At 64.5% G+C, this 25,940-nt stretch carries 21 protein-coding genes; 6 read left to right on the forward strand and 15 right to left on the reverse strand.

The genetic code is table 11. The annotated features are described in order from the left end of the window. Positions 1-118: 118 nt before the first annotated feature. From IC40_RS28205 to IC40_RS0106225, 6 genes are all read right to left on the reverse strand, one after another. Positions 119-1,519 carry a site-specific integrase gene (locus IC40_RS28205; RefSeq protein ID WP_234411610.1) on the reverse strand — a complete coding sequence of 467 codons (1,401 nt, stop codon included), beginning with the start codon at positions 1,517-1,519 and terminating at the stop codon, positions 119-121. Between the two features lie 114 nt (positions 1,520-1,633). Beyond that, positions 1,634-1,816 (reverse strand): helix-turn-helix domain-containing protein, encoded by a 183-nt coding sequence (locus IC40_RS28445; RefSeq protein ID WP_255507146.1) that lies wholly within the window; start codon positions 1,814-1,816, stop codon positions 1,634-1,636. A 324-nt stretch (positions 1,817-2,140) separates the two neighbouring features. Further along, on the reverse strand, positions 2,141-2,458 hold the full coding sequence (locus IC40_RS0106205; protein WP_051644279.1) for a hypothetical protein: 318 nt from the start codon (positions 2,456-2,458) through the stop codon (positions 2,141-2,143). A gap of 224 nt (positions 2,459-2,682) precedes the next feature. Beyond that, positions 2,683-8,499, reverse strand: a complete 5,817-nt coding sequence (mobF, locus tag IC40_RS0106210) for a MobF family relaxase (RefSeq protein ID WP_030133880.1) — start codon at positions 8,497-8,499, stop codon at positions 2,683-2,685. A gap of 182 nt (positions 8,500-8,681) precedes the next feature. Then, positions 8,682-11,804, reverse strand: coding sequence for an MMPL/RND family transporter (locus IC40_RS0106215; RefSeq protein WP_030133881.1), 3,123 nt, complete (start codon positions 11,802-11,804; stop codon positions 8,682-8,684). Between the two features lie 273 nt (positions 11,805-12,077). Next, on the reverse strand, positions 12,078-12,746 hold the full coding sequence (locus IC40_RS0106225) for a TetR/AcrR family transcriptional regulator (RefSeq protein WP_443677667.1): 669 nt from the start codon (positions 12,744-12,746) through the stop codon (positions 12,078-12,080). Positions 12,747-12,823: 77 nt separating this feature from the next. Here IC40_RS0106225 and IC40_RS0106230 point away from each other — a divergent pair, with 77 nt between their 5' ends. Further along, positions 12,824-13,693, forward strand: a complete 870-nt coding sequence (locus tag IC40_RS0106230; protein ID WP_013470992.1) for a metal-dependent hydrolase — start codon at positions 12,824-12,826, stop codon at positions 13,691-13,693. Positions 13,694-13,821: 128 nt separating this feature from the next. Here IC40_RS0106230 and IC40_RS0106235 read toward each other — a convergent pair whose 3' ends face one another. The 3 genes from IC40_RS0106235 to IC40_RS0106245 all read right to left on the reverse strand — a co-directional run bounded on the left by IC40_RS0106235 (position 13,822) and on the right by IC40_RS0106245 (position 16,604). Continuing rightward, positions 13,822-14,724, reverse strand: a complete 903-nt coding sequence (locus tag IC40_RS0106235) for an alpha/beta fold hydrolase (protein ID WP_030133883.1) — start codon at positions 14,722-14,724, stop codon at positions 13,822-13,824. A gap of 58 nt (positions 14,725-14,782) precedes the next feature. Then, a complete protein-coding gene (locus IC40_RS0106240) occupies positions 14,783-15,223 on the reverse strand; it encodes a PaaI family thioesterase (RefSeq protein WP_030133884.1) in 441 nt (146 codons plus the stop codon). 184 nt (positions 15,224-15,407) lie between these two features. After that, a complete protein-coding gene (locus IC40_RS0106245) occupies positions 15,408-16,604 on the reverse strand; it encodes a cytochrome P450 (protein WP_030133885.1) in 1,197 nt (398 codons plus the stop codon). A 74-nt stretch (positions 16,605-16,678) separates the two neighbouring features. On the opposite strand from IC40_RS0106245, the gene IC40_RS0106250 reads away from it, so the two are divergent. Both IC40_RS0106250 and IC40_RS0106255 read left to right on the forward strand, forming a co-directional pair. Then, a complete protein-coding gene (locus IC40_RS0106250; RefSeq protein WP_013470996.1) occupies positions 16,679-17,275 on the forward strand; it encodes a TetR/AcrR family transcriptional regulator in 597 nt (198 codons plus the stop codon). Further along, positions 17,272-18,321: an LLM class flavin-dependent oxidoreductase gene (locus IC40_RS0106255; protein WP_030133886.1), complete on the forward strand. Its 1,050-nt coding sequence runs from the start codon at positions 17,272-17,274 to the stop codon at positions 18,319-18,321. The genes IC40_RS0106250 and IC40_RS0106255 overlap by 4 nt, the downstream gene beginning before the upstream one ends. Before the next feature lie 48 nt (positions 18,322-18,369). Here the strand turns inward: IC40_RS0106255 and IC40_RS0106260 are convergent, their stop codons facing one another. The 3 genes from IC40_RS0106260 to IC40_RS0106270 form a co-directional block, all read right to left on the reverse strand. After that, positions 18,370-18,834 (reverse strand): DUF6188 family protein, encoded by a 465-nt coding sequence (locus IC40_RS0106260; protein WP_013470998.1) that lies wholly within the window; start codon positions 18,832-18,834, stop codon positions 18,370-18,372. A gap of 78 nt (positions 18,835-18,912) precedes the next feature. Continuing rightward, complete coding sequence (locus IC40_RS0106265; protein ID WP_030133888.1) at positions 18,913-19,584, reverse strand: TetR family transcriptional regulator; 672 nt, start codon at positions 19,582-19,584, stop codon at positions 18,913-18,915. Further along, complete coding sequence (locus tag IC40_RS0106270; protein ID WP_013471000.1) at positions 19,581-20,096, reverse strand: PaaI family thioesterase; 516 nt, start codon at positions 20,094-20,096, stop codon at positions 19,581-19,583. The genes IC40_RS0106265 and IC40_RS0106270 overlap by 4 nt, the downstream gene beginning before the upstream one ends. Positions 20,097-20,196: 100 nt before the next feature. Here IC40_RS0106270 and IC40_RS0106275 point away from each other — a divergent pair, with 100 nt between their 5' ends. From IC40_RS0106275 to IC40_RS26795, 3 genes are all read left to right on the forward strand, one after another. Beyond that, positions 20,197-20,889, forward strand: coding sequence for a TetR/AcrR family transcriptional regulator (locus tag IC40_RS0106275; RefSeq protein WP_013471001.1), 693 nt, complete (start codon positions 20,197-20,199; stop codon positions 20,887-20,889). Between the two features lie 502 nt (positions 20,890-21,391). Further along, entirely contained in the window at positions 21,392-21,715 is a 324-nt protein-coding gene (locus IC40_RS0106280; protein ID WP_030133890.1) for a YegP family protein, read from the forward strand. Between the two features lie 9 nt (positions 21,716-21,724). Further along, positions 21,725-22,603 carry a TIGR02391 family protein gene (locus IC40_RS26795; RefSeq protein WP_050597092.1) on the forward strand — a complete coding sequence of 293 codons (879 nt, stop codon included), beginning with the start codon at positions 21,725-21,727 and terminating at the stop codon, positions 22,601-22,603. A gap of 69 nt (positions 22,604-22,672) precedes the next feature. On the opposite strand, the gene IC40_RS0106290 is transcribed toward IC40_RS26795, so the two are convergent. From IC40_RS0106290 to IC40_RS0106300, 3 genes are all read right to left on the reverse strand, one after another. Beyond that, positions 22,673-23,983: a hypothetical protein gene (locus tag IC40_RS0106290; protein ID WP_030133892.1), complete on the reverse strand. Its 1,311-nt coding sequence runs from the start codon at positions 23,981-23,983 to the stop codon at positions 22,673-22,675. A 128-nt stretch (positions 23,984-24,111) separates the two neighbouring features. Continuing rightward, positions 24,112-24,444, reverse strand: a complete 333-nt coding sequence (locus IC40_RS0106295) for a helix-turn-helix domain-containing protein (RefSeq protein ID WP_030133893.1) — start codon at positions 24,442-24,444, stop codon at positions 24,112-24,114. Next, positions 24,434-25,555: a tyrosine-type recombinase/integrase gene (locus tag IC40_RS0106300; protein ID WP_030133894.1), complete on the reverse strand. Its 1,122-nt coding sequence runs from the start codon at positions 25,553-25,555 to the stop codon at positions 24,434-24,436. Before IC40_RS0106300 ends, IC40_RS0106295 begins: the two co-directional genes overlap by 11 nt. Positions 25,556-25,940: the final 385 nt, after the last annotated feature.

Genomic DNA, 25,940 nt, shown 5'->3' on the forward strand with positions numbered 1-25,940 from the left:
GCCCGACCAAGAAAACCCGCTCTGACCTCGGTCGGAGCGGGTTTCGTCATTTCGGCGGGCCGCAAGATTTTGCCCAGTGTCCCAACAGTGTCCCAAGCGGATCTCAGTGGGCCAAGGGTCAGCCGAAGAGGGCGGCGCCGGCGGCGCGTAGATCGTCGCGCTGAGCGTCCGAGTAGATCGACAGCGACACGGCGGGGTCGTGCCCGTGCCACGCGGCAACGACGTGGACCGGCAAACCACCGGCCAGCATCAGACTGACGCTCGTGTTGCGGAGACCCTTGAGGTGGAGACGACGCAGGCCGGCGCGGTCACGTAGCCGCTGGAACTCATCGGAGTACCACTCATGGCGGATGGGGGTGCCGTCGGCCCGGACAGCGATCAGGCGGTCATCGGACCACGCGTTACCCGCCGCCTGCGTTTCTTTCTGCTGCCGTGCCTTGAGTTTTTCCAGAGCTGCCGCCAGTTCCGGAGGTAGCGGCAGCTCGCGGAGGCTGCGTCGAGATTTGGGCATGCCCTCGACGGCGTCGTTGCCGACCAGGACACGGCTCCGACGAATGGCCAACGTGTCGCCCTCGAGGGCCGACCATCGGATGCCGAGCACCTCCGACCGGCGCAAGCCGTAACAGCTCAGCAGCCAGCAGGCGAAGAGCCGTTCATCGCGCACTGACTTACGGAACTCGTCGACTTCGGCGAGTGTCCACGACTTGGCCGTCGCGGGCTTGTCTTCAACGAGAGGGTCGGCTGGCCGCTCGACCAGTGCGATGACATTGCGACTGAGCGTGCCCTGGTCGACAAAGGACTGGATGACCATGCCGAAGGTGGTCAACGTCGAGCGGACAGTGATGGGTTTGACTCCGGCGTTCGAAGTGTTCTCTGCCTCGGAGTCTTGAACGACGTACATGCCTCGGCTGGGACGTGCGACGCGTTTCGCTCGCTTCAGACCGGACAAGCACGTGTGCACGTCCTCGTTGGGGAATGCGGCGACGAGATCGGCCGCGGAGATGCCTCCGGGATGCGCCGAAATTTGCTCGATGACTCGTCCGGCCAAGCTCCCGGGCTGATAACAGCGCCGAGACCTTCGACCGCTGGTCAGCATGTAGTCCACAAGTGCATCGCCGTCAGCTTTGGTGAGCTGCTGGAGCTTCCTGCCGCCGAGGAATCGCTTAACGACGGCGAGGTCGTGCCTGTAGCCCTGCAGTGTGACGCTGCGGATTCCCCGGCGTCCCGCCAGCCATTCATCACACGCCTCGGCCACGGTGAGTGTCGACTTTCGTGCGTAGACACCGATCGTGACTTCAGTTGTGATACGACGGTATTCGCGCTTCGCTTCGGTCAGGGTGCGGTAGGTGAACCGACGTCTGTCTCGGCTACCGTCCGGCTTGCTGCAAACGTCGGCGCGGAACTCATAGCTGATCGAGCCATCCTTGGACGTCCGTTTGGTGATCGGCTCAGCTCGACGGGCACGTTTCGACCTGTCGTGCTTCGACTGACCCGGCGAGGCGTTGGGGATTGAATTCACGAGACCGATCCTGCGGGAGTGAAGGCAGTGGACCACGTGTGTCTACTGCGGCGCTGGGAAGCCTCGTCTCAACAGAAGCCGCGCGGATACCGCGCAGCGACGAGGATCTCTCGATTATGCCGCAATGATCTGACGAAGTTCGGCGGTTACGACGTAGACACGTCCGCCGAGTCGCTTTGACGGAAGTTCGCCTGTGGACACGAGCCGGTATGCCGACGCGCGACTGATACCCAGCAGTACCGCTGCGCGCGGTACCGGAAGGAGTAACGGAAGGCCATCTAATGAACTGTTACTCAACGCTATTCACCTCCTCAAAAGCCAGAGAGGCGACGTTGCCTCAGGGCCAGTGCTTGGGCTTCGCGCGTCTTTCACAAGATTCGTTCGGCTTGATTGACGGTATGCGCAATCGTGACGTGCTGTCCACCGCGCTAGGCGTATCCGCTGCGAAATTATTCTGCAATAGCGAGTTTTCGCCGGTTGTCCGCAAACGAAGGAGACAAATGGAGAAGAATTTTGTTCTGGAGTGACTGCAGATTCGATCCGGCTCCTACTGAGTCGCGCCGTCTAATAATGAAGTCGATGAGTCAGGAGGGATGCTTATGCAGCGTTAAACTTTCTCGCTCAGTCGTCGACCCCGAAATCAATGAGTTCGTATAACTCGCTTCGCAAAATCGCGTGCAGCGCCTTCGTACGTGCGGCGCCGAACATCTGACGCTGAGTTTCCAAACTCGGCGGGATGCCGTTTTGCTGAGTCCATTGATCGATCAGTTCGTCGCCAATGGTGCCTGCCTGTGCGCGAACCATCCACGTAATTTTCTCAGCTTCAGCATTCAGGAAATCTGCACGGCGAGAATGAGTCCAATCCTCTGGGAGACCGAGGTCAGAGCTGTAGACGGCCTCAACCGTGCTCAGGACCTCCGGATCAGCAACCAGTGGCATCGCCTCGGTGTCACACGCTCGTACTCCTGACGTCCGATGCCGCAGTGCAAGGGCGTGTTGCCCGGTCATGATCGTCCCCCGCGACCCGGGGCCTCGTGGCGGTAGCCGCCGTGAGTCGAACGGTAGAGAAAGGCTGTGCGTGCCATTCCTTCACAGTACGCCGAAATATGTTGGACAGCAGCGAATTCTGCCTATGGGTGCGTCACGACGAAGCGTCGCAGAAGCTAGTCGTCGATGCTCGCGTCGAGATCTTGTTCCCGATCGTGACGGGGGGTGTTCCAGGAGAGGGTGAGTTGTAGTCGGTGTGCGGAGCGGATGGCGCGGGTGGCTGTGTCGTAGTCGTTGAGCAGGTGCCGCCAGTCGTTGCCGAGTCGGGTGCGGTCGTGGCCGGCGGCGAGCGTGATGGCTGGCGTTGGATTGGCCGCCCGTCGGTGGTCGGTGGGTCCGAGTTGTGTGGCCCAGGGCAGGGTCGTGGCCAGTAGTCGCAGAGCGCTTGAGGCTGGTCCGGGTGTGCTGGTGCTGGGGTCGAGGATGATGGCGCGGGCGTTGTTCGCGGTGACACATCGGAGGACGTCGGCGAGATGGCCGGGGTGGGTGTGTGTGGGGTTGTCGATGAGGACGATGGTGTGCGGTCCCTGGGCGCGAAGCACTTCGGCGAGGCTGTCGGTGCTGTTGTCGAGTGTGAAGGTGCTGTCGGCAGCATCGAGCCGAGAGTCCTCGTCTGTGATGTTCTCGTTGGTGCTGAGCCACAGTACTTTTCGATCACTGTTGTTGGCTCCCGCCCGCAGGGCGTGTAGGGCTGCAGCGGTGCCTGGATGTGAGCTGTCGGCGTGGAGGTAGCCCACGAGGTACGGCTGGGCGGCAAGTGTTGTGAGCTGCGCGGCAATAGCGGAGTCGATCGAGATCAGCGCAGAATCGGCGATGGCGAGCGGCGCTTGGTCGATATCGACGTGGCGTGCGGCGCGCAGGACGTCGAGTTCTGCCTCTGCGGGTTCGCGCAGTGCCTCCAAGGTAGTTTCGGCGGCAGCGTGCGCGGATGCGAAGGCGCGGGCGATATCGCGTTCGGCGCGTTTGATCTGTGTGGTCAGGGTGTTGCAGCGCACGCGTAACGCTGTTCGGGCGGTGCGGTCGTCGTTTCTGGCGGTATTGCGGAGTGCGTCGATGTCGCGTTCGGTGGCTATCGGTTTGCCTCCGGCTGCGTGCGCTCGCGCGGCGCGTGCCTTCTCGAGCAGTGGCTGGAACTGCGCAGAGGGGTCGGTCTCGGGCAGGAATTCGTTGTGGAACGCGAGATCGGCTTGGGCGGAGGCAATATCGAGTTCGTCGGCGTCTGGGTCGACGCGCAGCGATAGCAGTCGATTCTGGGTGTGCTTGACCATCAGCAGGGCATCGTTGAAGGCGGCGTCGGCCTCTGACCACTGCGCGACGATCTCGGTCACGGCATGTCGGTACGGTCGGTCGGCATCGACCTGGCGACGCATGCGCGCCAGTTCTTCGGCGGCGGCGTTCATGGCGGGGCCGTCGTCGGCCTTGATCTGGGTGTCGATGATCTTCAATTGCTCACTGGCGGTGCGGTATTGCTGTTGCAGAGAGTGCAGGAGCTCGATGGTGACGAGTGGTTCGCGGTCCGGCGGGGTGGTCGTGAGGTCTTCGAATCGAAGTCCGTCGATGGGGCCGGTGCCATATTCATAGACCTGCCCTCCGTCGGCGGACAGGACCTCTTGATCAAAATATGAGGCACAGTCGTGGGGCAGTGCGGGGGCGGGGTAGGCAGGGTCGGGCGGGAACAGCGCCTCTTCCTCGAACGGGTCGGCCGGCACGTCATCAGGTAGGGGTACCTCGGCAGCGCCGGGGTGTAGTGCCGGGCGGTGAGTGAAGGCGTCGACGGTGTAGGTGATGAGTCGGGCGTAGTCGGCGGCGGGGATCGGTTCGTCGTCGTCGTTGAGGTGCTCGGCGGCCAGTTGCAGCAGGTCGCGTGGGGTCCAGGTGTGTGGGTCGGCGGCGCTGATGGCGGCGACCAGGCCGGGCCAGGCGGGGTCGGCGCAGATGGTTTCGGCCAGCGCGGTGCCGAAGGTGTCGTCGAGGTCGCGCAGCCAGGCCGGCCGTAGCCGGGAGTGGGTGGTGGCCAGCGTGGTGGTGGGGGACAGTGCGCCGATGATGCGCCACCACAGTGCTGCAGCGGGTTGTTCGTCGGGCAGGGGCTTTTGGTGCGCCGCATTGATGAGGGTTTCGCGGAAGTGCGGGGTGGTGCGGGCGGCGTGAGCGAGTTTGGTGGCCAGTTGGGGCCAGTAGGCGTCTGCGCGCAGTCGCGGGTCGAGGTGGTCGATGAGGTCGTTCCAGCGGGTGGTGTCTGCGCTGTGTCGGCTGATGCCGGCTGCGGCGTGGCGTTGCAGCAGTGTCTGGACGGCGCGGGTGCGGACGGGGCGTTGCGGAGCGCCGGTGAGGCGGGTGTCGGAGTCGGGTATTCCTGTGGCGCAGCGCAGGACGGCGATCTCGGCGGTCAGTGCGGTGTTTACGGTGATGAGGGGTCCTGCCCAGGCGGGTGCGGTGGCGTGGGTCCAGTCGCGGGCGCGGGCGCGGATGTCGTTGGCCAAGTCCTCGACGAGGGCTTCCCTGCGCCTTAGGTAGTTGCCCCAGTGCGGGTCGTGGGTGAGGGTGTCGGGGATGGCGGGAAGCCAGCGTAGGACGCCGACGCCGGCGGAGTGGGCGCCGGCGGGGTCGATGCGGTAGTCCAGGACGGCGGCGGGGTCCGCGGCGTTGTGGATGTCGCCTTTGGCCAGGGCGTCGGTGAGTAGTTGGCGGGGGTCGGCGCCCTCCACCGCGTGGAGGGCGAGGCGGCGGCGCAGCACCGGCCAGGCTTCTCGGGTGCTGAGTTCGGGCAGGACGGTGTCGGCGAGGGTGTCGAGGTGGTCGCGGGTGCGGGGTCCGAGGTGGTGTTCGGCGGCGACGCCGAGGGCGTCGTAGAACATGTCGGCGGCGGCGTGCAGGCGTGTGGCCGGGTCGGCGGCCTGTCGGGCAGCGGTGGTCGCCGAAACCTGTGCGCCGTCGCGTGCCAGCACGCGGGTGAGGACGTCGACGGCGGTGTCGGGGTGGGTGGCTTTGGGGGAGAGCAGGCGGTGGGGATCGGCTTCGGCGGTGGACAGGTAGAGGTGGTTTTCGTCGGTGCCGCGGGTCATCGCGACGTAGAGGTGTTGGCGGGTCAGTTGGTCGGAGCCGACGATGTGGCAGGTGCCGGTGGTGGTGCGGCTTCCGGCGGTCAGGCCTTGTGCGGAGTCGATGGTGGCGGCGTAGCCGAGGGTGACGTGTTCGGCGAGGTAACCGGCGGGCAGGGTGACGTGGCGTCCGCTGCGCAAATGGTGGGCGACGATGGCGCCGTCGGGTCGGACGTCGGTGATGGTGTAGCGGTAGCCGTTGCGGACGTAGTCGTCGCGGCCGATGGGGATGCGGCGGTTGTTGCGGCGGGTGCGGATGGTGTCGCCGACGCTGGCGTGCAGCCCGTCGGACAGGACGACGGTGGGTTGGTGTTGTGCGTGGGGGGTGGTGGCGATGCGGTCGGCGCGGGCGCGGGCGTTGAGGGTGGTGATGATGTCGTTGGTGGGGGCGAGCAGGATGGAATCTGTGCCGGCGGCCAGATCGTCGCGCCATGCCCGGTAGGCCATGTCGGCGGCGGTGTCTTCGGTGCCGACGTGGATGCGGTGGTGGTCGATGTAGAAGGCGATGCCGGCGGGGTCGGCGTCGTGCAGTGCGAGCCCGGCAGCGGCTTCGGCGGGCGATTTGAAGCGCACGACTTCGGTCAAGGTGAGAGCGTCGGTGGCGTCGGCGATGTCGCGCAGGACACCGCCGGCCGAGATCGAGGAAAGCTGTCCGTCATCACCGATGAGACGCACGCTGGCGCCTTTCGATAGTGCATCGGCGATCAGGCGGTCGAGTCCGACGGTGGAGGCTTTTCCGGCTTCGTCGACGATGATCAGCGTGTCGGGTCCGACACGGCGAAACCAGCTGGGCTGTGCGTTGGCCGGCTGGTCGATGGTGTGCACGTACTTGTCGATGGTGTCGGTGCGGGATTTGAGGTCTTCGTCGAGGACGATTGCCGCTTCGGCGGTGGGGGCCAAACCGAGGACGTGGCCTCCGGAGCTGCGCCACGCATGGGCCAGGGCAGCCATGGCGGTGGTCTTGCCGGTGCCCGCGGGTGCGAGCGCGAGTGCCAGCCGCCGCCCGCACGTCGCCATCTCCGCGACGAGTGCGACCTGGCCGGGGTTGAGAGTGCGTCCGCGCAGCTCTGCGTCGGCGCGGGCGAATTCGACATCGAGGTCTGTGGCGCAGCGGCCGTCGACACGTGCGACAGCGGTCAGGATGCGGCGTTCGGCGGCCAGGATGTCTCGGCTGGTGAATGTTTGCGTTCCGTGGCGGGTGTAGACACTTGCGCCGTCGCGGCGGCGCAATGCGACAGGCTCACCCAACAGGCCGTCCCCGACACTGGCGTGCGGCACCGAGAAAGATTCCGACAGTGCGGTATCGGTGATGCGATCGACGAGTCCGACATTGTGCGACACGTTGTGGTGGCGGACAACGCGCAGTGCTTCGGCGCGGACGTGGTGGCGCTGCCAGGTCGCGCGATTTTGGGCCACCGTCGCGATGATCTCGTCGGCGCGCGCCGACACCCACCGATCATCGGTCACCGGGACCCGATATTGCCGCGCGGGGTGGTCGAGGATGTCGGCCAGCATCCGCTGCACGCCGTCGCGGCCGAGGACCTCCACGGCCTGGTTCCGCCAGGTCGCGCGCTGCTGGGCCAGCGAGCGGGGCTCGTGCTTGTCCTCGCGCGTTTCCAACGTTGCCTGTTGGGCCAGTGCGATGATCTCGACATGTGTCGGTTCGCGACCATGATCGGTCTGAAACTGCTTTGCGAGCTCGGCTGTGCGGCCTTCGATCATGGCGCGTCGGCTCGACCACCTGGATAGCAATTCTCCGGGCAGTCCGACGATTTCGCGGACGGGTCGTTTCCCGGCGCCGCGCGACTTTTCGGTGAACGACACACCCAAACTGGAAGACAGATGAGCTTCCAGGCGCGTGTTGTACAACTCGGAGGCGGCGACCACGGTTCGGTGCAGCGGTTGGCCGTCGAGGGCGAGCCAGCGGCGCACGCCGTTGGCGTCGACGTGGCAGACCTTGTTCGAGACGGCGATGTGGGTGTGTAGGTCTGGGTCCCCGGCGCGCGAATCGCGATGGGTGAACGCCGCGGCGATCAGTCCTTCGGTGTCGACTTGAGCGACACCGTTGGTACCCAGCCGGGTGAACGCCGCATGATCCTGCAACCAGTCAAGAACCTCGGCAACGGCGGCATCGTGGGCTGTCTCGATTTTCTCCGCGACAGTCAGTGGCGCGATAGCCCACAGTGCGGAAACGGATTTCACGGGGGAGAAGGTCAGGTCGTACCCGGCGACAGCGGTCGTACGGGCGCGGGTATTGCGGGCGATGAAGCCTGACAGTTCACGATCATCGGCCGGTGGGCGGGCGTACTGCTCGCCAAACATGTCGACAGCGATACCGGTGCGGAGGCGAGCACGCAGGTCAGCGTCGATCGTGGTGTTCCACTGGGCACCGGCGGCAGTGTTGTGTTCGCGGTATGCGACCGCGAGCCGTCGAGCGAACTCGGGTTCCCCGTCACGGACGTAGAACTTGCGGCCCAATCGGCCCGCGGTGCGCTGAGAACCGACTCCGCGGCCGGCGACGAACCGTTCGATGCGATCGGCGTTGGGGTGCAGGCCTTCTCCGAAAAGGGCACGCATCTGTTCCTCGCCGACATCCGATCCCGCCTCGACCGACCAGATGTCGTGACGGACATGCGAATCAATATCCGTCCCGCTGGTCTCGGATAAAGCGGCCAAACCGCGCCCGAGCCAGCGGCCCGGCGCTTCGCCTTTCGCCGAGTAGTAGTCGGCCAATGTGGATCGGCCGCGCTGAGTATCGTCGGCTGCTGCGACTTGGCGCACCAGGTACAGGTATCCGTCCCCGGCGGTCAGCTTGTGCAGCGTCATCACCATGACGCGCACCTGGATGCCACCATGTCCGGGAGGAAACTCCGTTGGTTTCGAAATTTCCACCACCAAACCGGCAGTTCTTAAACAACTCTCAGAAAGTACTGGCGCAGGGGTCGTATTCATTCGGGGTGAATACGCCCTCACGCTGGTCGGCATGTAGCGCCGGGTATTGCTCTGTTCGCTTCTCACCTCTCCTGGACCAGCACGTGAGGTGCGTCCTTCATGCCTCCTGCGTTGGTCTGACCACGTCGCGGGTTTGTTGCTTTGGTGGGCCACCAGCTGGCTTCGCGTAGGAGTGTGGCGATGGCGGGCACGGTGAGGGTGCGCACGAGGAAGGTGTCGAGCAGCAGCCCGAAGCCGATGATGAGGCCGGCTTGGATCATGATGGCGACTGAGCCGACCATGAGGCCGAACATGCTGGCGGCGAATATCAGGCCAGCGGAGGTGATGACGGCTCCGGTGTTTGCCACGGTGCGCAGGACGCCGACGCGGATGTTGGTTCCGGATTCTTCGCGGAGCCGTGAGACGAGCAGCATGTTGTAGTCGGCGCCGACGGCGACGAGGATGATGAACGCCAGCAGCGGTACGGGCCAGGCGATTTCGTGGCCCAGTCCCCATTGGAAGACCACAACGCCGATGCCGAGCGAGGCGAGGTAGTTCAGCACGACGGTGCCTAGTAGGTAGAGGGGTGCCAGGAGTGCGCGCAGCAGTAGGACCAGGATGACGCCGACGATGATTATGGTGGCGATGGCCAGTTGTGCGAAGTCGGCCCATAGGAGTCGTTGGATATCGGAGTTGACGGCGGGGAAGCCGGCGACGGACACGGTGGCGTCGGCGAGTGACGTGTTGGGTCGTGCGGTGTTGGCGGTGTCGGTGATGCGGCTGGCGAGGTCCATCGCTTCAACGCTGTATGGGTCGTGGCTGCTTTCGATCATGAACCGCGCTGTTTTGCCGTCCGGTGAGAGGAATTGTTCGGCGACGTCGGTGAATTGCCGGTTCTCGAATGCGTTGGCGGGCAGGTAGAAACCGCTCGAGGAGTCGGAGTCGGCCGCTGCGCGTGAAGAGTTTTGCAGTTGGGTGGCGATCTGGCTCATGCCGGACAGCATTTCGATGTTGCTGTCGGCGAGGGTGCGGACGCCGGTGGCGAGTGCTTGGGCGCCGGAGGCCAGCTGTCCGATTCCGTCCTGCAATCGGCGGAGGTTGGTGGCGAGGTCGGCGGGGTCACCGAGGGCTCCGAATGCCTTGTCCAGCGAGGCGACTGCGTTTTGGACGTTGGCGAGGGTGCCACCGACTGTGGCATTGGTGGCGGGATCGTAGCGGTCCCCGAGGTCGGCGATCTGGGTGAAGAATCCGCTGTCGCGCAGAGTGACCAGGATCTTCACCTGGTCGCGGATTTGGGCGCATTGCGGGGTGGTGGCACACCACGGTGAGGTGTTGAGGGCGCCGACGAGTGGGTCGAGCTGGGTGATTGCGTTTTGGGCTTGGTTGGCCAGCGGTCGTAGTCCTGGGCCGGATTGGATGGCTTGGTCGACGGCGGGGGCAGTGGCGGAAAGCTGTTGCAGCAGTGGCCGGAATTGGTTGACCTGAGTTCCTGCGGATTGGGCTTGGGTGAGGATTCCGGCCAGTGGTGTGAGGGCGGTGCGCACGGTGCTGTCGAGTTGGGCGAGGCCGTCGGCGAGCTGGTCGGCGCCGCCGGTGAGTTTGGCGAGGTCGTCTTTGCGTGAGTTGCCCTCGGCGACCGCGCCGGCCATTTTGTCGCCGATCTGGCCGTTCTGCCAGGCCAGTTCTGCTTGGTCGAGGCGCTCTCCGGTGGGGCGGGTGACTCCGGAAACTTTGGTGACGCCGGGGATCTGGGAGACGCGGGAGGCCATCTCGTCGAGGTCGGCCAGTCCTTTCCCGGTCCGCATGTCGGTCGGGTTTTCCACGACGAGGAATTCGCTGATGACGACGTCTTTGCGGAAGTGGCGGTCCAGCAGGTGGTAGCCCTGGTTGCTGGCTGTGGTGTCTGGTTGTCCCTTGCGGTCGTCGTAGCTGATTTTGATGGTTGCAGCGGCTGCTGATAGGGCGAGCAGGATGACCAGGCTGACGATGAGTAGTGGCACGGGACGGCGGACCACGGCGACGGCGACGCTGTTCCAGTAGCGGCGGGTGCGGTCGGGTTTGGGTTCACCGATGCCGCGTTTGGCGGCTAGCGACAGCACGGGTGGCAGCAGGGTGACGGTGGCCAGAAATCCGAACAGCACGGCGATGGCGCACGCGGGGCCTAGGGCGGCGAAGACGCTGAGCCGCGCGAAGACCATGGCCAGGAACGCGAGTGCGACGGTGGCGGCGGAGGCGAGGATGACGCGCCCGATGCTGGCGGTGGCGTGGATGATGGCCTGATCGGCGGGTACTTGGGCGCGGCGCTGCTCGTGGTATCGGCTGATCAGGAACACGGTGTAGTCGGTTCCGGCGCCGAGCAGGATCGCCGTCATGAAGGCGACGGTGAACTGGGAGACCGGCATGCCCATCTCGCCGAGGGCGGACAGCACGCCGCGCCCGACTGCCAGGCTCAACCCGATTACCAGCAGCGGTAACAGCGCGGTGAACACCGACCGGTAGACGATCAGCAGGATCAGGGCGATCACGCCAGCGGTGGCGATTGAGATCAGCAGCAGGTCGTGCTCAGCGGAGGCGATCATGTCGCTGAAGGTCGCCGGTGGTCCCGTCACTTGCACGGTCGTGGTTGAGTCGGTGAACACCTCCGCGGCGATGTCGCGCACCGCGTTGACGGATTCTGCGGCCGTGGGGTCTCCGAGGGTGCCGGCGACGCCGACGGGCAGGTACCAGGCTTTGCGGTCGACGCTGACCGCCTGGGCTTCGGTAATCGGATCGGCCAGTAGGTCTTGCACCAGCAGGACGTGGTCGCCTTCGGTCTGCAACCGGCTCACGAGTTCGCCGTAGCGCTGCCGTGCAGTCGGAGTCAACCCATTGGGGTCTTCCATGGCGACAAACACCATGGTTTTCGAGCCTTCTTCGCCGAACGCGGCGCTCATGCGGTCAACCGTCTGCAAGGACGGCGCATCGCGAGGAATGAGGTCCACCGACTGTTGGCGCACCACGGTTTCCAGCTGGGGAAACAGCAGCGCGAGAACCACCGCGGCGCCCAGCCATACCCCGATGACCAGCGCTTTGTGCCGGAGGGTGAATCGGGCTAGCGCTGCCAACCGTTCGCTGTACTCGCGGGTGTCGGCCGGGTCGGGGGATCCGTTGGCGCGCCGACCAGAACGCGTGGCCTGGCTTGGGGAATCTGCAGTGCCGTCGGTCACTAGACCTCCACTGGTAGCGTAGCGATACTGTCGGTATCGCTACGCTACCGCATGTAGTGCACGTGGTGGCGGCCGCTATCGAGTAGGCCCGCGGCCGCGGTCACAGTAGGCAGAGGAATGGTCGAACACTCAGTTGGCTTCTGGAAGCCAAGGCCGACGCTGTTCAGTCGACGACACTGGCCTTGGATGTCGTTCAGGGTCTTGCTGTTGCTGGTCCTCGACGTTGACATCGAATGCACGGACGGCCACATCGCGTAGCGGGGCCGCGGGCCGCTACCTGTGGGGTCGGGCTTCGGTTGTGGCCGACTGGTCCGTGTTCTGCAGCAGCACGTAATTGCCGAGGCTGCCCAGGAAACCTGCGCAGTGCTGAACGAGTTCATCGGTGGTGAACTCGAGTTCTCCGTCGAGTCGGCGGCGCAAGACTTCGAATAGCCCTCCCACGCCCAAGGTCGAAGCCAAATGGGCAACCCCAACGGCGGAGTCGGCGATGTCGAGGTGGAGTCTGGCTTCGCGCAAGACGAGGTCGGTGAAACCCGCCATCAGTTCGCTGCGTAGCTCTCGGAGCAGCGGCTCGGTTGCAGATTCCACGAACAGGATCCGACCCAGCCGAGGGTCGTTGTCGATCATGCTGACCAGCCTGCGGATCGGCGCGTACGCCAGCACCTCCGGTGGCTCGCCGGCATCGGGGATCGCGTCGACTATCACCTCCTGGAAGGTGGCATAGAGCTGCTGGTAGACAGCCCGCAGGAGGGCGTCTCGGCCGGAGAAGTGCTGGTAGAAGTAGCGTGACGTGACGCCTGATTCAGCGCAGACGGCAGTCACAGTGGCGGCGGCAACACCGCGCGTGCCGATCAACTCGGTTGCGGCCTCGATGAGACGGGTGCGCCGGTTCCGGTGACGCTCCTCGGCGGACATCCCGCTATACACCCGCGCCGAAACCACGTGGATAGCTTGCCATCTAATTCTGACAAGGCTTAGAGTCAGATTGCCAGCGTGCCTTTGACGAACGGGAGAACAACATGAGCGACGATTCGTCCACACGGCCCACCACGCGGGTCGTCCCGAAGCCCCGCCGTGTTCGATTCGACATGCCTGCCGGGACCAGTCGGCAGCACTTCGTCGATGGCGACTTGGTGATGAGCCACTTTGTGTCCACCTTGTCGGCCACGTTCCCCGAAGGGGAAGACTTCTTCATCCGGTCAGTCCGCGAGTACCGGGACCACATCAGCGACGCTGACCTCAAGGAGGCGGTCAAGGGATTCATTGCACAAGAGGCCACCCACCGACACCAGCATCAGCTGCTCAACGATCGGCTCCAAGCGATGGGCTATCCCACCGAGGGGATCGATCGGCATATCAAGAAGTTGGTTGGCCGACTTGAGAAGCGTTTTTCTCCCACGATGCGCCTGGCTGTGACGGCCGCCCTGGAGCACTATACGGCGACATTCGCCGAAATCATTCTCACCAGCGACGAAGCTCAAGAACTCATCGGCTACACCGAAGTGCGGCCTATTCTGCTCTGGCACGCACTGGAAGAATGCGAGCACAAGGCCGTCGCTTTCGATGTCTATGAGACGGTCGGTGGAAGCGAACGCACCAGGGTCTGGGGGATGCGGATCGCCAGCCTCCTCTTGTTCAGCGAGTTGGTCATCCAGACCACCCGCTCTCTGGCCGGTGACCGTGCCGCCTACAACCCGGTGCGGTTGCTGCGCAGCCTTCGAGCCTTCCGGCATAACCCGCTATTCAGCTCAGCAGCAATTGAGCGCTTTCGTTCCTACACCCGCGGCGGATTTCATCCCGACGACTGGGACAGCGCAGAAATCCTCGAACGCTGGACCAAGGAACTCTTCGACGCCGATGGTGGCCAACAAGTGCGTAGCAGCGTCTAGCTCGACCAGAGCCTGTCGCGGTCTATTCGGCGTGCCGAAAGGCGTTGTGAGGGCCTCCTCTTAGTCATAGGCAGCGTTTCAATAACCTTGGTGGGGCCCACTTTTACTGGCCGCTCGACGCTGCCCGATCACGGCGGGGGCTGGAGGATGCTTCGGCCGAGGAACTCGGTGACGGCGGAGCTGAAGGCGTCGTTGTCGTCGCCGGCGATCATGTGTCCGGTACCGGATACGTCGACGGTCTCGGCGTGGGGAACCAGTTGCTGGAACTCGTCGACGGTGGCTTGGGAGACCACGTCGGACAACAGGCCCCTTACGAGAAGTGTTGGGGCGCTGACCCGTCGGGCTCCGTCGATCAGCAGGTGGCTGATCGCGTCGAATTGCTCCGTTCCCGTGGTCGATTCGTCGCGGAGGAAGTCGAAGTTGGAGTGAATGAATGCCGGGTCCCACCGCCAGATCCAGCGGCCGTCGTGACGCTGCCGTAGCACCTTGCGCAGGCCGTCGACGTTGGCCGGGCGCGAGCGATGGGGGTTGTACGCGGCGATCACCTCGGCGGCGTCGGTGAGGGTGCCAAAGCCGTCGGGATGTGCGGCCATGAACGTCACTACGCGACGAGCGCCCTGGAATTCAAGCCGCGGGGTGACGTCGACCAGGACAACCGCCGCCCACAACGCCCCGGATGTCAACAGATGCGTGCCGAGCACGGTCATGCCCCCAAGGGATGCACCTACGACGGCAGGGGCGATATCCGCGCTGAAGTGCTCACGCACGGCGAGCAGATCGGTCGCGAGTCGCTCGAGGTCGTACCTGCCGGCGGGGTCCCAGTCGCTGTCGCCGTGACCGCGGGTGTCGTAGGCGACGACTGTGTATCCGCATGCCTGGAGGCGACGCGCTGAAGTGCTCCACGCGTGCCGGTTCTGGCCGCCGCCGTGCAGGAGCAGCACGACGGGACGGGCGTCATCGTGGTCGTAGCAGTCGGCGGCCAGGGTGATCCCGTCCTGGGTTCGGACCCGATGCTGCACGGCGGAGGTCATGACAAATTCCTGGCGAGATCGGAGTCCGCCCGAAGCGTGCGACCGGCTACAAGCGCCTTCATTGTGCGTTGCCCGCGGCGTTCACGATCGTGACCGTGCCCTGGGCTACGCAGACGGCTTTGTCGCCGTTGCTGATGTCGATGCGCGCTACTCCGCTGCGCTTGCCCAGTGACACGATGTCGGTGACGGCGACACACACACCGGTGGACACGGGTCGCAGCAGGTTCAGCTTGAATTCGGTGGTGGCGACCCATGATCCGGCCGGAATGACGGGGTAGAACACGACTCCGAGACAGTGGTCGACCATCGCCGATAGACATCCGCCGTGCAGGGTGCCAAAGGGTGTGAGCAGTTCGGCGCGGGTTTCCATCTCTGCCACCAGCCGACCGGCGGCGAGTTCGGTGTGCCGAAAGTTCAGGAACGTCGACAGTCCACCGGCTGTGGTCGCCGATCTGAGCAGCTGGTCGGCGATCTGCTCATCGAAGTGCGCGAATGTCATTGCCACCACCATGCCCCTTTCTCCTGTCCGGCCATGGGTTCAATCACCGTTCGAGCCTGCGAATCGTTTGAGCATGTCGCCGAATGCGCCGAGGTCGACGGCGCGGCGGAGTGCTCGACATCGACGGCGATGAACCTGGCCGTCGCGGTGAAGCACACGACGCGTCGTCGAAGAGGGGCACGGGCTAGACCGGTGTGGTCCAAGTGATGGGCAGCGATGTGTAGCCCCGGATCGGCCCGGACCGCAGCCGCCGCGCCGATTCAAGATCGACCTCCCAGTCAGGCACCCGGTCCAACAATGCATCCAGAGCGTTGCGGGCCTCCATCCGCGCCAGCGCCGCACCCAGACAGAAGTGAATGCCGCGACCGAAGGCGACCTGGTGCTCACTGGTGCGCTCGATGTCGAACACGTCCGGATCGGGGAAGGCACGCTCGTCGCGGTTGGCCGACCCGAACAACAGCAGCACCTTCTCACCTTGACGCATCGTCGTGTCGTGCAGGGTGACGTCGCGGGTCAGGGTTCGTGAAAGTCCCTGTGCAGGTGAGTCGTAACGCAGCAACTCTTCCACCGCAGGCCCCAACAGTGTTCGATCGGCGGCTAGGCGTCGGCGGGTTTGCCGATGCTGGGCCAGCACGACCGCGGAGTTCCCCAGCAGATTGGTGGTGGTCTCGTAGCCCGCGACGAGCAGCAGCGCGCAGAAGCCGAGGACTTCCTCGTCGGTCAGTCCGATCCCGTCGACTGTGGCGTTGGCCAACGCCGACATCAGGTCCTCGCGGGGGTTCTTGCGGCGGTCGGCGAGGAAGTCGGTGAAGTAGGCGTAGATCGCGGCGGCGGCGGTCAGTGCGTCGGTGGTTTGTCCGTGGTTGACGTCGACCTGGACCAGTTGGCTCGACCACAATCGGAACTGATCACGATCGGTGGCGGGAACGCCCAGCAGATCGGCGATCACCGCGGCGGGCAGGATCGCGGCGAAGTCGGTCACGAAGTCCGCCGATCCGGAACCCTCGTCGAGGCGCTCGAACAACTCCGCGGCCATCTGTGTGATGGCGCCCTGCAGCCCGGCCACCCGCCGGGGAGTGAACGCCCGGCTGACCAGGGCACGCAACTGGTCGTGGCGCGGAGGGTCCATCACGATCATCATCGGCAGGAACGAACCGATGAAGTCCGATCCCGGCGGGGTGGGGAAGATGCCGTCCACCGAGGAGTACGTGCCGTGATCCAGTGCTGCGGCCTGGACATCGGCGTGGCGGCTCAACACCCAGGTATGGGATTCCTCGGCGCGGTACACCGGAGCCGCGTCACGCAATAACCGATACGTCGGATAGGGGTCGTTGAGGATCGAGGCGTCGAACGGGTCGTAACGAATCTGCACCGAGACCACAAGACCTCCTACCACCAAAGTAACGACGGTTTAGACTGGCAGTCTAAACCGGCCGAACGGGACAGGTGGGGCAAATGCGCAAGATTCCACGTCAGATCTCTGACCGGCTTCCCGCCGCGGCGGACTTGTTCGCCGAGAAGGGGCTCAACGACTCCAAGATCGAAGACGTCGCCGCGGTGACCGGTGTGCCGAAAGCGACGCTGTACTACTACTTCGCCGGCAAAGAGGACATCCTTGCCTTCCTGCTCGAAGACCTCCTCAAGGACATCTCCGATGCCGTGACCGCGATCGTGCACACCGACGGCTCCGGTGCCGAACGCCTCGCACTTGTCATCCGCGCACAACTGCGGGCAATGGCGCAGCGGCCAGCGGTATGCCGGGCACTCATCGGCGAACTGGGACGAGCGGCCCGCATGCCTGCCATCGCCGAGATGATCAATACCGCCTACCAACAACCCGTTGAAACTCTGCTCATCGAAGGAGCCCGCGACGGATCCCTCGTCGCCCAGCCCGATGCACGATCGACGTCCATTGCGCTGTTCGGCGCGGTCACCATCAATGCACTCATGTACCTGGTCACCGAGAACCACCTCGACGAGACGGTGGTCGCCAGCACCCTCAGCGCCGTCATGTTCGACGGCCTGCGCCCGCGCACAGGAGACCAGTCATGAGCACCTACGGCCTGTCGGTTCTCGGCGCGGATTTGAAGTCACTGGCCCAGACCGCCCAGGCCGCCGACGCGGCCGGGTTCGACGCCGTATGGGCCTCGGAGTTCTACTCCCGGTCCGGATCGATCTCCATGGCCGCGATGGCCAACAGCACACAGAACTGCTGGATCGGTTCCTCCATTCTCTACGGCGTCGGCCGAAGCCCCCTGGTGCTGGCCACCGAGGCGCGTGATCTCGACGAACTCTCCAACGGACGGCTGGTACTCGGAATCGGCAACGGCACCAAACGGATGATGAGCGACTGGCACGGCGTGCCCGACACCTCCGCGCCCGCGCTGCGGATGGAAGAACTCGTGATGCTGCTGCGCCGGATCTGGAACCTGCATGAAGGGCCGATCCATCACGAGGGCCGTTTCTACAGAATGAATCTCACCCCGACCGGCGACGTGGGACCCCCCAGCCGGCCGATCCCGATCGTCACTGCCGGTGTCCGGCCCCGGATGTGCGAGGCGGCCGGGCGGGTGGCCGACGGCCTGGCCGGACATCCCCTGTTCACCACCACCTACGTCGAGGAGATCGTCCGGCCCGCTATCGCCCGGGGTGCCGCGCACACCGGCCGCGACCCCAATGACGTGGAAATCATTTCCATGGTGATGTGCGCCATCCACGACGACGCCGAGGTCGCCAGGCGCGAACTGGCGCAGCAGATTGCGTTCTACTCCTCGGTCAAATCCTACGAGACGGTACTCGATGTGAACGGATTCGCCAGCGAAGGCCGAACCATCCGGGAAGCATTCGCCCAGCGCGATTTCCCGGCGATGTTCGCCGCGGTGTCCGACGAGATGATCGACACCATGGGCGTCGCCGGGACGGCACACGAAGTCCGTGAACAACTGAGACGCTACGACGGCGTCCTCGACCACATCATGCTGTATTCACCATCGGTCGGCATCGCTGCGGAACGCGTGCAGCAAAACCTCGACAGCATCATCGGGGAATGCTCGCCCGCCTCGATGTCGCCAGGGCAGTCCGGTCCACGTTCAACCTGATCCACGCATTGCCGCCCACGTCGACCCGTCGCCGCGTCCGCGGCCGCATCAGTGGCTCTGCCGCGCCGACCCCGCCGATGATTGCGTGGCGCTGTTGACGATGTTGGCGTCGTCGGTGTCGGGGAGGTCATGGCGGACCACGCGAACCCGTCCTTGAGGTAGGCAGGCCATGTAGCCGTGGCGCATGCCGTAGAGTTCCCACGCTGTCTGTTCAGTGTCGGGATCGACATCGATGCGATGTCCGCGCGAGAAGCTCAGGTGTAGTCCTCCATCGTCGCTAGAACAGGCCTGGGTGCACACTGCGCCGGCGAGGTTCAGCAGTGGGCGTTCGTGGGTCGCGATCCTGAGGGGGTCAATGCGCACCGCCTCGATGGGGTAGGTGCCGACGGCCGGAAGGGTCAATAGCAGGGGGCAGGAGATGACGATTTCGTTGTAGTCATCGAAATCCAGAACCAGGCCGCCATGCAGCGAGAGGCGTTGTACGACAAGGTTTTCGATCCATTGGGTGTACATGGCAGTCTCTTTTCGACGCATCGTTGAGCCGTATCCCCAAAGAGTACGCTAAGTAGCGCTGCGATACCAGTAGTATCGTTATCGGTTGGCGGTGGGCCGAGCAGCGTTGGTCACGACGCGCCTGGTGGCTCGGTCAATGCGGTCGCGGGTGTCGGCGGCTGTCGCGCGGTCGCCGCTGAAGGCCACGAGGTTGGCCAACCAGATGTCGGAGATGACCCCAGCGACGTGCAGATCGGCGGGGGTGGGTTCGCCGCCCCTGAGCGTGCGGGCTAGCAGGATCTGGATCTCATCGGCCGCGCGGTCGAGTTCCGCGGCGGCGCGGGTGTCTGCGACGGCGAAGGCCCGTGTCATGGCCGTCGTCAGCCATGGGTCGCGCTGCCAGCGGTCATGCAGATGTGCGGTGAGCCGTTCGAGCCGTTCCAGCGGTGTGCCCTCACCACCCGCCCAGTCGCCGGCCGAGTCGAGTCGACGGAACTCGCGCGTCAGCGCTGCTACCAGCAAGTGGGTTTTCGCCGGGAAATAGCGGTAAAGCGTGCCGACGGCGATGCCGACCCGCTCGGCAACCGTCCGCATCTGAACCGCCTCGTAACCACCGGCCGCGGCCACGGCCAAAGCTGCATCCAGAATCGTTTCCCGGCGCCGTGCGGAGGCGCGTGAACGCGACGCGTTAGCGGCCCGCTTCTCTGCAGCGACCGAGTTCGCTTCCGAAGGCAGGGTTTTCCCGCGGCTGCGCGCCTGAGGGAAAGTCATGACGGCCCCGGGTCCAGACCGCCGCGGCGCGAGAACTGCTCCAGAAGATCGCCGAAAGCGCTGACATCGCCGTGTGCGGCGAAGTGCTCAGGGCTGACGACAATGAACACTGCACTGGCGGTGAAGCGGGCGATCCCACCCTCACCCGTGCCTGTCGCCGTGACATGCAGCGCCCGCCCTTCACGAGAGACGATGTGGGCAGTAATCCGGTGGGTCTGATGCAGCGGCACCGGCCGCAAATATTCGACCGTCAGGGTGCGGGTCACCGCCGGGGTGCCGGCGATCCACAACGTGAAGCCCAGGACGTCATCACATGCGGCGGCCACTGCCCCGCCGTGAGCCAGGCCCGGGGCCCCGATATGCCGCTCGTCGAACCTCACATCGGTGTACACCGCGTCGCCGCTGCGATGCACCACTAGCCGCAGTCCGTGAGGGTTGTCCGGGCCGCAACCCATGCAGGTCGTGGTGTGCGAGGGCAGCCGCTCCGGCGGCAACACGCTTTTGGGCACCATCACCCCCCAATACGATCGGTTTCGCTGCGCTACCGTTAGTACCACACTGCTAGACTGCCAGGACAACATCGCGTGAAAATCGACCGCCCGAGGTGAATGAGTGAGCAACAGTCAGTCAGCGCCAGTCCCTGACGATGACGTGGACCCGCGGCGCATCCGGTCACGCACCCGGCTGCTGGATGCTGCGGCAACGCTACTGAGCACCGGTGGGGTGGAAGCGGTCACTATCGATGCCGTCACCAAAGCATCCAAAGTGGCCCGAACCACGCTGTACCGCCACTTCCACAGTTCGTCGCATCTGCTCGCAGCCACGTTCGAACGCCTACTTCCGCAAGTGACCACTCCGGCACCGACCAGCGGACCCCTCCGTGAGCAGCTGATCGAATTGCTCAGCCGCCAAGCCGCACTCTTCAACGACGCACCGCTGCATGTCACGACACTCGCGTGGCTCTCATTGGGGCCCACCGGCTCCACTAACGAAGCGGATGAGCGCCACACATCCGGGGCGCTACGGGCCCGAGTCGTTGACCAGTACCGTCAACCATTTGACGCCATACTCACCAGCCCGAGAGCACAAGCCGAACTCGACGACTTCGACCGGGAACTGGCGCTCTGCCAACTCGTCGGACCACTCGCCTTCGCCCGAATGACCGGGCTTCGCACCATCACTCACAATGACTGCGCGAACATCGTCGATGACTTCCTCGCCGCCCACCGCAAGACCGATAGCGACGCCAAAGAGTCGAAGATCGCCACCAAGAAGACGGGCCGCCCCGCGCGCTTAGCTCGCTAGGCACAACGAAATCACAGCGTCCAGCCGGCTGGTCTTCGGGCCCTTTTCGCCTTCTCGCAAATCGCGTCGGCGATGGCATCGAAGGACCGTTCGTCGCCATCATCGGCGAGGCCGTGCGCGCAGATTCCATGGGCATCCGCGTGACGATTCGTGCCGGCAAAGTGAGTGCACCACCTCAGTGTTCGGACCGCCGTTTCCCGCGTTGAGAACTCTTCCCCCTACGTCCGTGAGGTGTCTCGCGGGCAACCCCTCGCATCCGCGGTCTCGCAATCCTTGGGACGCGGGGTGTCTGCGCCGCGGATCTTTATCCGGATATCGTCCGTCGTTAAGTGATCGTGCTTATTGGCAGAGGGGTCGAATTCCGAGTGGGGTGAATGCCCAAATCAGAGGTCTGTTCGAGGGCGAGTTTGTTCGCTGCGTCGCAAGCGCTGGCTGTCGGTGTCTCTTGATAAGACTGTTGCGAGCTGACTGCGTACCTGTGGTCAACAGGCAGGAGGATCCGATGTACTTCAAGGTCACGGTCACTGGTGACGCCAACCGCTATCCCACGTGGGCCTTGTACGGCGACAACCATGAGATGGTCGCCTGGGCAGGCGAAGGCTTCGAATCGCAAGCCAACGCCACCAGAGCGGCAAATGCCTTCAAGTCCGGCGGGTCCGCAGCACGGTATGAGACATTCCAGGACGTCGGCGGAAGCTGGCGGTGGCGCGCATGGCGGTCGAGTGACAAAGTTGCCGCCTCAGGTGAGTCGTTCGCCAGCTCTTACAACGCGGAGCGCGCCGCCGAGAACGTGCGGGCGAACGCGCCGTATGCGACTGGGCCCTGAGCTGCGTACATGGGTGACAATGACGATCTGAAGTTGAATCCACGGTTCCTGCGGCGAGCAGCGGAACAGGTGCGCGACTTTGAGCGGGCGTTCAGCGCCCTGCTCGAGCTGTGTCAGTTCACCGCTGGGCTTCGGGCGATGGCTGGTCCCGACCTGCCTGACGAGGTACTTGCCGGCTACGCCAGTCTGCCCGCCGTGACACCGAGATCTGATGTGTCAGACGACGAATGGGTGGCGGCGAAGGGCCGCTGCTCACGGACAGCTGGCCGTATTGCGCATCTTCCCGACATCACCGGTGTGCGGATATCCCGCCCGGGATTCGGCGGTCCGGTTAACCCGTTCGAGATGTGGATAACTGTCACCCAGCCGCACTCGCTCGTACAGCCGGACGACATCCTCGCCGCGTCCGAACACACCATCGGCATCCTTGAATCGATGGTCGACCGTGTCGATGTCACCGGCGACATCAGCATCGAGGATATGCACCCTTTGGTCTGGGGCGCGGCTCGAGGCCAATGGCGCATCGAGTTGTACCGCGAAGCGGTGTCATCCGCCGTGGGCGCTGTCATCGACCACGTCCGCCAGCTCACCGGAAGGACTGACCTCGACGACAAGGACGTTTTCACGCAGGCCTTCTCGCAGAGTCCACCCAAGGCTGGTGCTCCGCGATTGCGCTGGCTCGGAGGTAATCAAGACCAGACCGTCATATCGATGAACCGCGGCTTGTTGAGTTTCTCGACGGGCGTCCATGCTGCGATCCGAAACCCAACCACCCACGACCGGACGCAGCTATCGGCGCAGGAGGCCGCCGAGAGGCTCGCCGCTTTAAGCCTTCTGGCGACTTGGGTGGAGAAGTGCAGGCTCGACAGCGTCGACGCCACGCAGTGAACAATCACTCGCGAGAACTCAAGCGCTGGAACCGCCGCCGCGAAATCCATCTGAGGCACAGCGATACGGTCAGCGGGCTCTTTCGGCGATGTAGGCGGTCCAGTCGCGGGCAGCAAGTCTGGCCCAGTCGGCGGCGTTTTTGTCGGTGAGCCCGAGCAGTTCGGCCAGGACTGGTGCGGGCATGTCGCCGGAGAGGTGGAAGAGGGTCGCTTTGCGGTTCTCGTAGGGCTTGATCCCGATGGCGACGAGCTGGGAGCGGATGTTCTCGGTGGCGAGGTGCGCTGCAGGGTTGCCGCCGCGGAACAGCCAGCCGGTTCCGCGTGAGGCGTAGAGGCTTTTGCCGCGGTGCTCGAGGTGCTCACGGATGAGGTCGTCGAGGAGCGGCGGCATCTGGACTGGAATCTTGCTGAAGGTGACGTGCACGGCCCGGTCGTCGGTGATCGCGACCTGACTGGTGCGCATGGCGACGATGCGTGAAAGCGGCTGTGCGAACAGCAATGTGAGCAGGCCCGCAATTCGTGTATAACGGCGCACGGTCGTGTCGTGCAGCAGACGCTCTACGGCCGCCCACCGCTGCGTATCGGAGACGGTTACTGAGGGCGGTGACTGCGGGACGTCGGGGACTCGGAGTTTGGTGTTGGTGCGGGATTGGCGTAGCCAGACGATGAAGGCGTACTCATGGTTCAGCATCCTGCCGACGTGTTCTTGGTAGCGCTCCAACAGATCCTGGGTCGCGGTCGCCGCACTGGCGTCATGGCGGGCGAGGAAGCCCACGAACTCGATCGCGACGCGGATGCGCCGTCGACACGCATCGGCCATCGACTTGGTCAACCGGTCTTCACGGGCGGCCTTGCGCATTCCTCGCAGCACCTGCCAGTGCGCGAATCGGCGAATCAAGGCGGCGTCCTCGGCGGGCAGTTCGGCGACGATGTCTTCGATCCAGGGCAGCATCCGTTCGATGCGGATGTCGAACGGTTCCAGGACACCGACCGCGACGAGAAGACTGCGAAGGTAGTCGTGGGCACGATCCGAGGGCAGGGTGCGGAAGGTGTCGTGGCTGATGTCGACCGCGCCGCAAGCCATCTGCCCGAGAAGTTGGGGGCCGATGCCAGGTTTCTTGCGCAGCCACCACAGCCCTGTTTGTGGGCGTTCGGAGTTCACCAGCTCGTCGAAGACCGGCCGCAATTGGCGGTGAATCTGGCCGGTCGTCGGGTCGGCGAGCAAGTCGCTGAGGCGTTCACGCAGGAAGCATCGCGCGCACCGATTGTGCCCGTAGGGATGGTCTTCGCGCCCGCATTCGCGGCACCCGAAGATCGACTCGACACCGGCACATGACGCGCACACCACCGTCTCGCCGCGTCGCCATGCCAGCGGCCGCACGACATGGCAGCCCGGACAGGTTTCGGGGTGGTAGTGCCGCCTGCGACGGCAGCCGACACAAATGCGACACCCATGCGTCAGCCGGGTCAGGTAGTTGGTGCTTGCGCACTCCCAGCAGGCTCGTCGATTCACTCGTTGTCGCCGGGGCGGCGGATCCTGGCGCGGATCGGCCGCAGGTCGCCGATCCCGGACCCGCTGTCGTTGACTGCGGGTGCCTCGCGGATCTGTTCTTGGGCGAGCTCGAACAGATCGTTGGGGGTGCACGCCAGGATGTCGCACAGCGCCGCCAGCAGGTCGAGATTGATGCGCTGTGGAGGCTTGGTAGCGATCCGGTGAACCATCTGTCGGGAGATCTCCACGCCACGTTCGTGCAGCGGTGCGACGAGGTCGGTGGTGGCGAACATGCCGTTCTCGGCCATCAGGCGGCGCAGGTTCCACCGGAGGACGGTTCTAGTGCTCATCCTGGCTCCCTTCAGTCGTCGCGGATCCGTAGACGCGGCGCAGCGCCGCCTGCAACGTTTTGGTCTTGAAGTCGTTGGACACCGAGGTGTAAATCGCGGTGGTCGAGGCGTAAGAATGTCCGACCTGCTCGGTAACGAACCGTTCCGGGTAACCGAACTCGATCAGGTGGGTCACATAGGAGTGCCGCAGGCAGTGCAGGGTGAGGTCTTGAGGCAGACCGGCCTGCGCCCGCAAGTAGGCGAATCGCTTGTCCATTTGCTTGGTCGCCACCCGCTGCCGACGCTCAGTCAGCCACAACTCTTGACGGCTGCCGGGACTCAGAAGCGGCCGGGCTTGATCGACCCATTGGCGCAGTCCGTCGATCACCCAGTCGAACTCGGGAACGGCCAGCACCGTGCGACGCCGAGGGGCGCTGCCGCGGCTGGACTTGGCATACCGGACGTGGACGGCGCCGAACGTTCCCCACGCCGGCATCCGCGGGTTGGGACGCAGGTCGGCCACGTCGAGGTAGCACAGCTCTCGACGGCGTAACCCGAAGGCGTAGGCCGTCTTGATCATCTGCGCGTCGCGCAACGCCGCCAACGCGCCTTTGCGACCCGAACGCGCAATGATGTCCACTCGATCGGCAAGGAACGCGAACAACGTTTCCACCTCGTCGTAGGTGAACGGCCGGCGGGCGGGCTTGCCCTCGTATTCGACCAGATGCGCCGCGGTGTTGAAGTCATGGCAGACCTGCGACGGGATCCTTTCGAACCGCTGCTCGCACTGCGAGATCCAGCCATAACGGCCATCGAGTAGGTAGTCACAAAACAACCGCAGCGTCATGTGGTAGCCGCGAATTGTCGAGGGCGCCTTGCGGTTGTTTCCCGACATCAGAGCCGCCGTGAAGTCCTCGACATCGCCGGCCGTCCAATCCCACGGATGCGTCTCGGCGAACGCAGCGAACCGTCGCACGAACGCCAATCGCGATTCGATCGTGGCCTCGGCAAGCAGCCGGGACTTCTGCTGGCGTCGCCACCCCGACAGCATCGCTTCAAAGACCGCGGACGGTTCATCAAGATGGACCACGCCCGCGGCGAGAACGAGGTGCGCCGAACCTGGAACGCTCAACTGAAGGCCTCCAGACGGTCAACTCACAGTTGTCAATGTCAACGGCAAGTTACCACGATCTGGGCCGAAATCGCTCATCAGCACAAACGGGAAATGGTTCAATGGCGGCTTGGCGGCTCTCGCCCCAAGCGCCACCCGCGTGCGTCAACTTTAAGTTGATTGGCGATCTTCCACCCCTAAATGCAAGAGGTGTGTTGGCTTTGAGGGAACGCAGAAGCAGGGGTGATGGCGAGGCAGCTGGGGTACGGCGGCGGGGTGGCGGTCAGGCGGAGGGTGAATGTCGGGCGAGGTGTGGCATTGGTTCTTCAGGCGCGCCGGCAAAAATTGGTGGACAGCGAATGTGGCTGTGGTGGTGGCCGTCACGCCTCGGTTGCTCCTAGTGTCG

The organism is Mycolicibacterium neoaurum ATCC 25795, from assembly GCF_000691525.1.
GTDB classification, from domain to species: domain Bacteria; phylum Actinomycetota; class Actinomycetes; order Mycobacteriales; family Mycobacteriaceae; genus Mycobacterium; species Mycobacterium neoaurum.

Coding starts and splice junctions, on each gene's coding strand:
- IC40_RS0106250 (WP_013470996.1), top strand. CDS start 16,679: ATGCGCAAGATTCCACGTCAGATCTCTGACCGGCTTCCCGCCGCGGCG.
- IC40_RS0106235 (WP_030133883.1), bottom strand. CDS start 14,724: ATGACCTCCGCCGTGCAGCATCGGGTCCGAACCCAGGACGGGATCACC.
- IC40_RS0106205 (WP_051644279.1), bottom strand. CDS start 2,458: ATGCCACTGGTTGCTGATCCGGAGGTCCTGAGCACGGTTGAGGCCGTC.
- IC40_RS0106295 (WP_030133893.1), bottom strand. CDS start 24,444: ATGAGCACTAGAACCGTCCTCCGGTGGAACCTGCGCCGCCTGATGGCC.
- IC40_RS0106255 (WP_030133886.1), top strand. CDS start 17,272: ATGAGCACCTACGGCCTGTCGGTTCTCGGCGCGGATTTGAAGTCACTG.
- IC40_RS0106240 (WP_030133884.1), bottom strand. CDS start 15,223: ATGACATTCGCGCACTTCGATGAGCAGATCGCCGACCAGCTGCTCAGA.
- IC40_RS0106230 (WP_013470992.1), top strand. CDS start 12,824: ATGAGCGACGATTCGTCCACACGGCCCACCACGCGGGTCGTCCCGAAG.
- mobF (WP_030133880.1), bottom strand. CDS start 8,499: ATGGTGATGACGCTGCACAAGCTGACCGCCGGGGACGGATACCTGTAC.
- IC40_RS0106260 (WP_013470998.1), bottom strand. CDS start 18,834: ATGTACACCCAATGGATCGAAAACCTTGTCGTACAACGCCTCTCGCTG.
- IC40_RS0106270 (WP_013471000.1), bottom strand. CDS start 20,096: ATGGTGCCCAAAAGCGTGTTGCCGCCGGAGCGGCTGCCCTCGCACACC.
- IC40_RS0106265 (WP_030133888.1), bottom strand. CDS start 19,584: ATGACTTTCCCTCAGGCGCGCAGCCGCGGGAAAACCCTGCCTTCGGAA.
- IC40_RS26795 (WP_050597092.1), top strand. CDS start 21,725: ATGGGTGACAATGACGATCTGAAGTTGAATCCACGGTTCCTGCGGCGA.
- IC40_RS0106280 (WP_030133890.1), top strand. CDS start 21,392: ATGTACTTCAAGGTCACGGTCACTGGTGACGCCAACCGCTATCCCACG.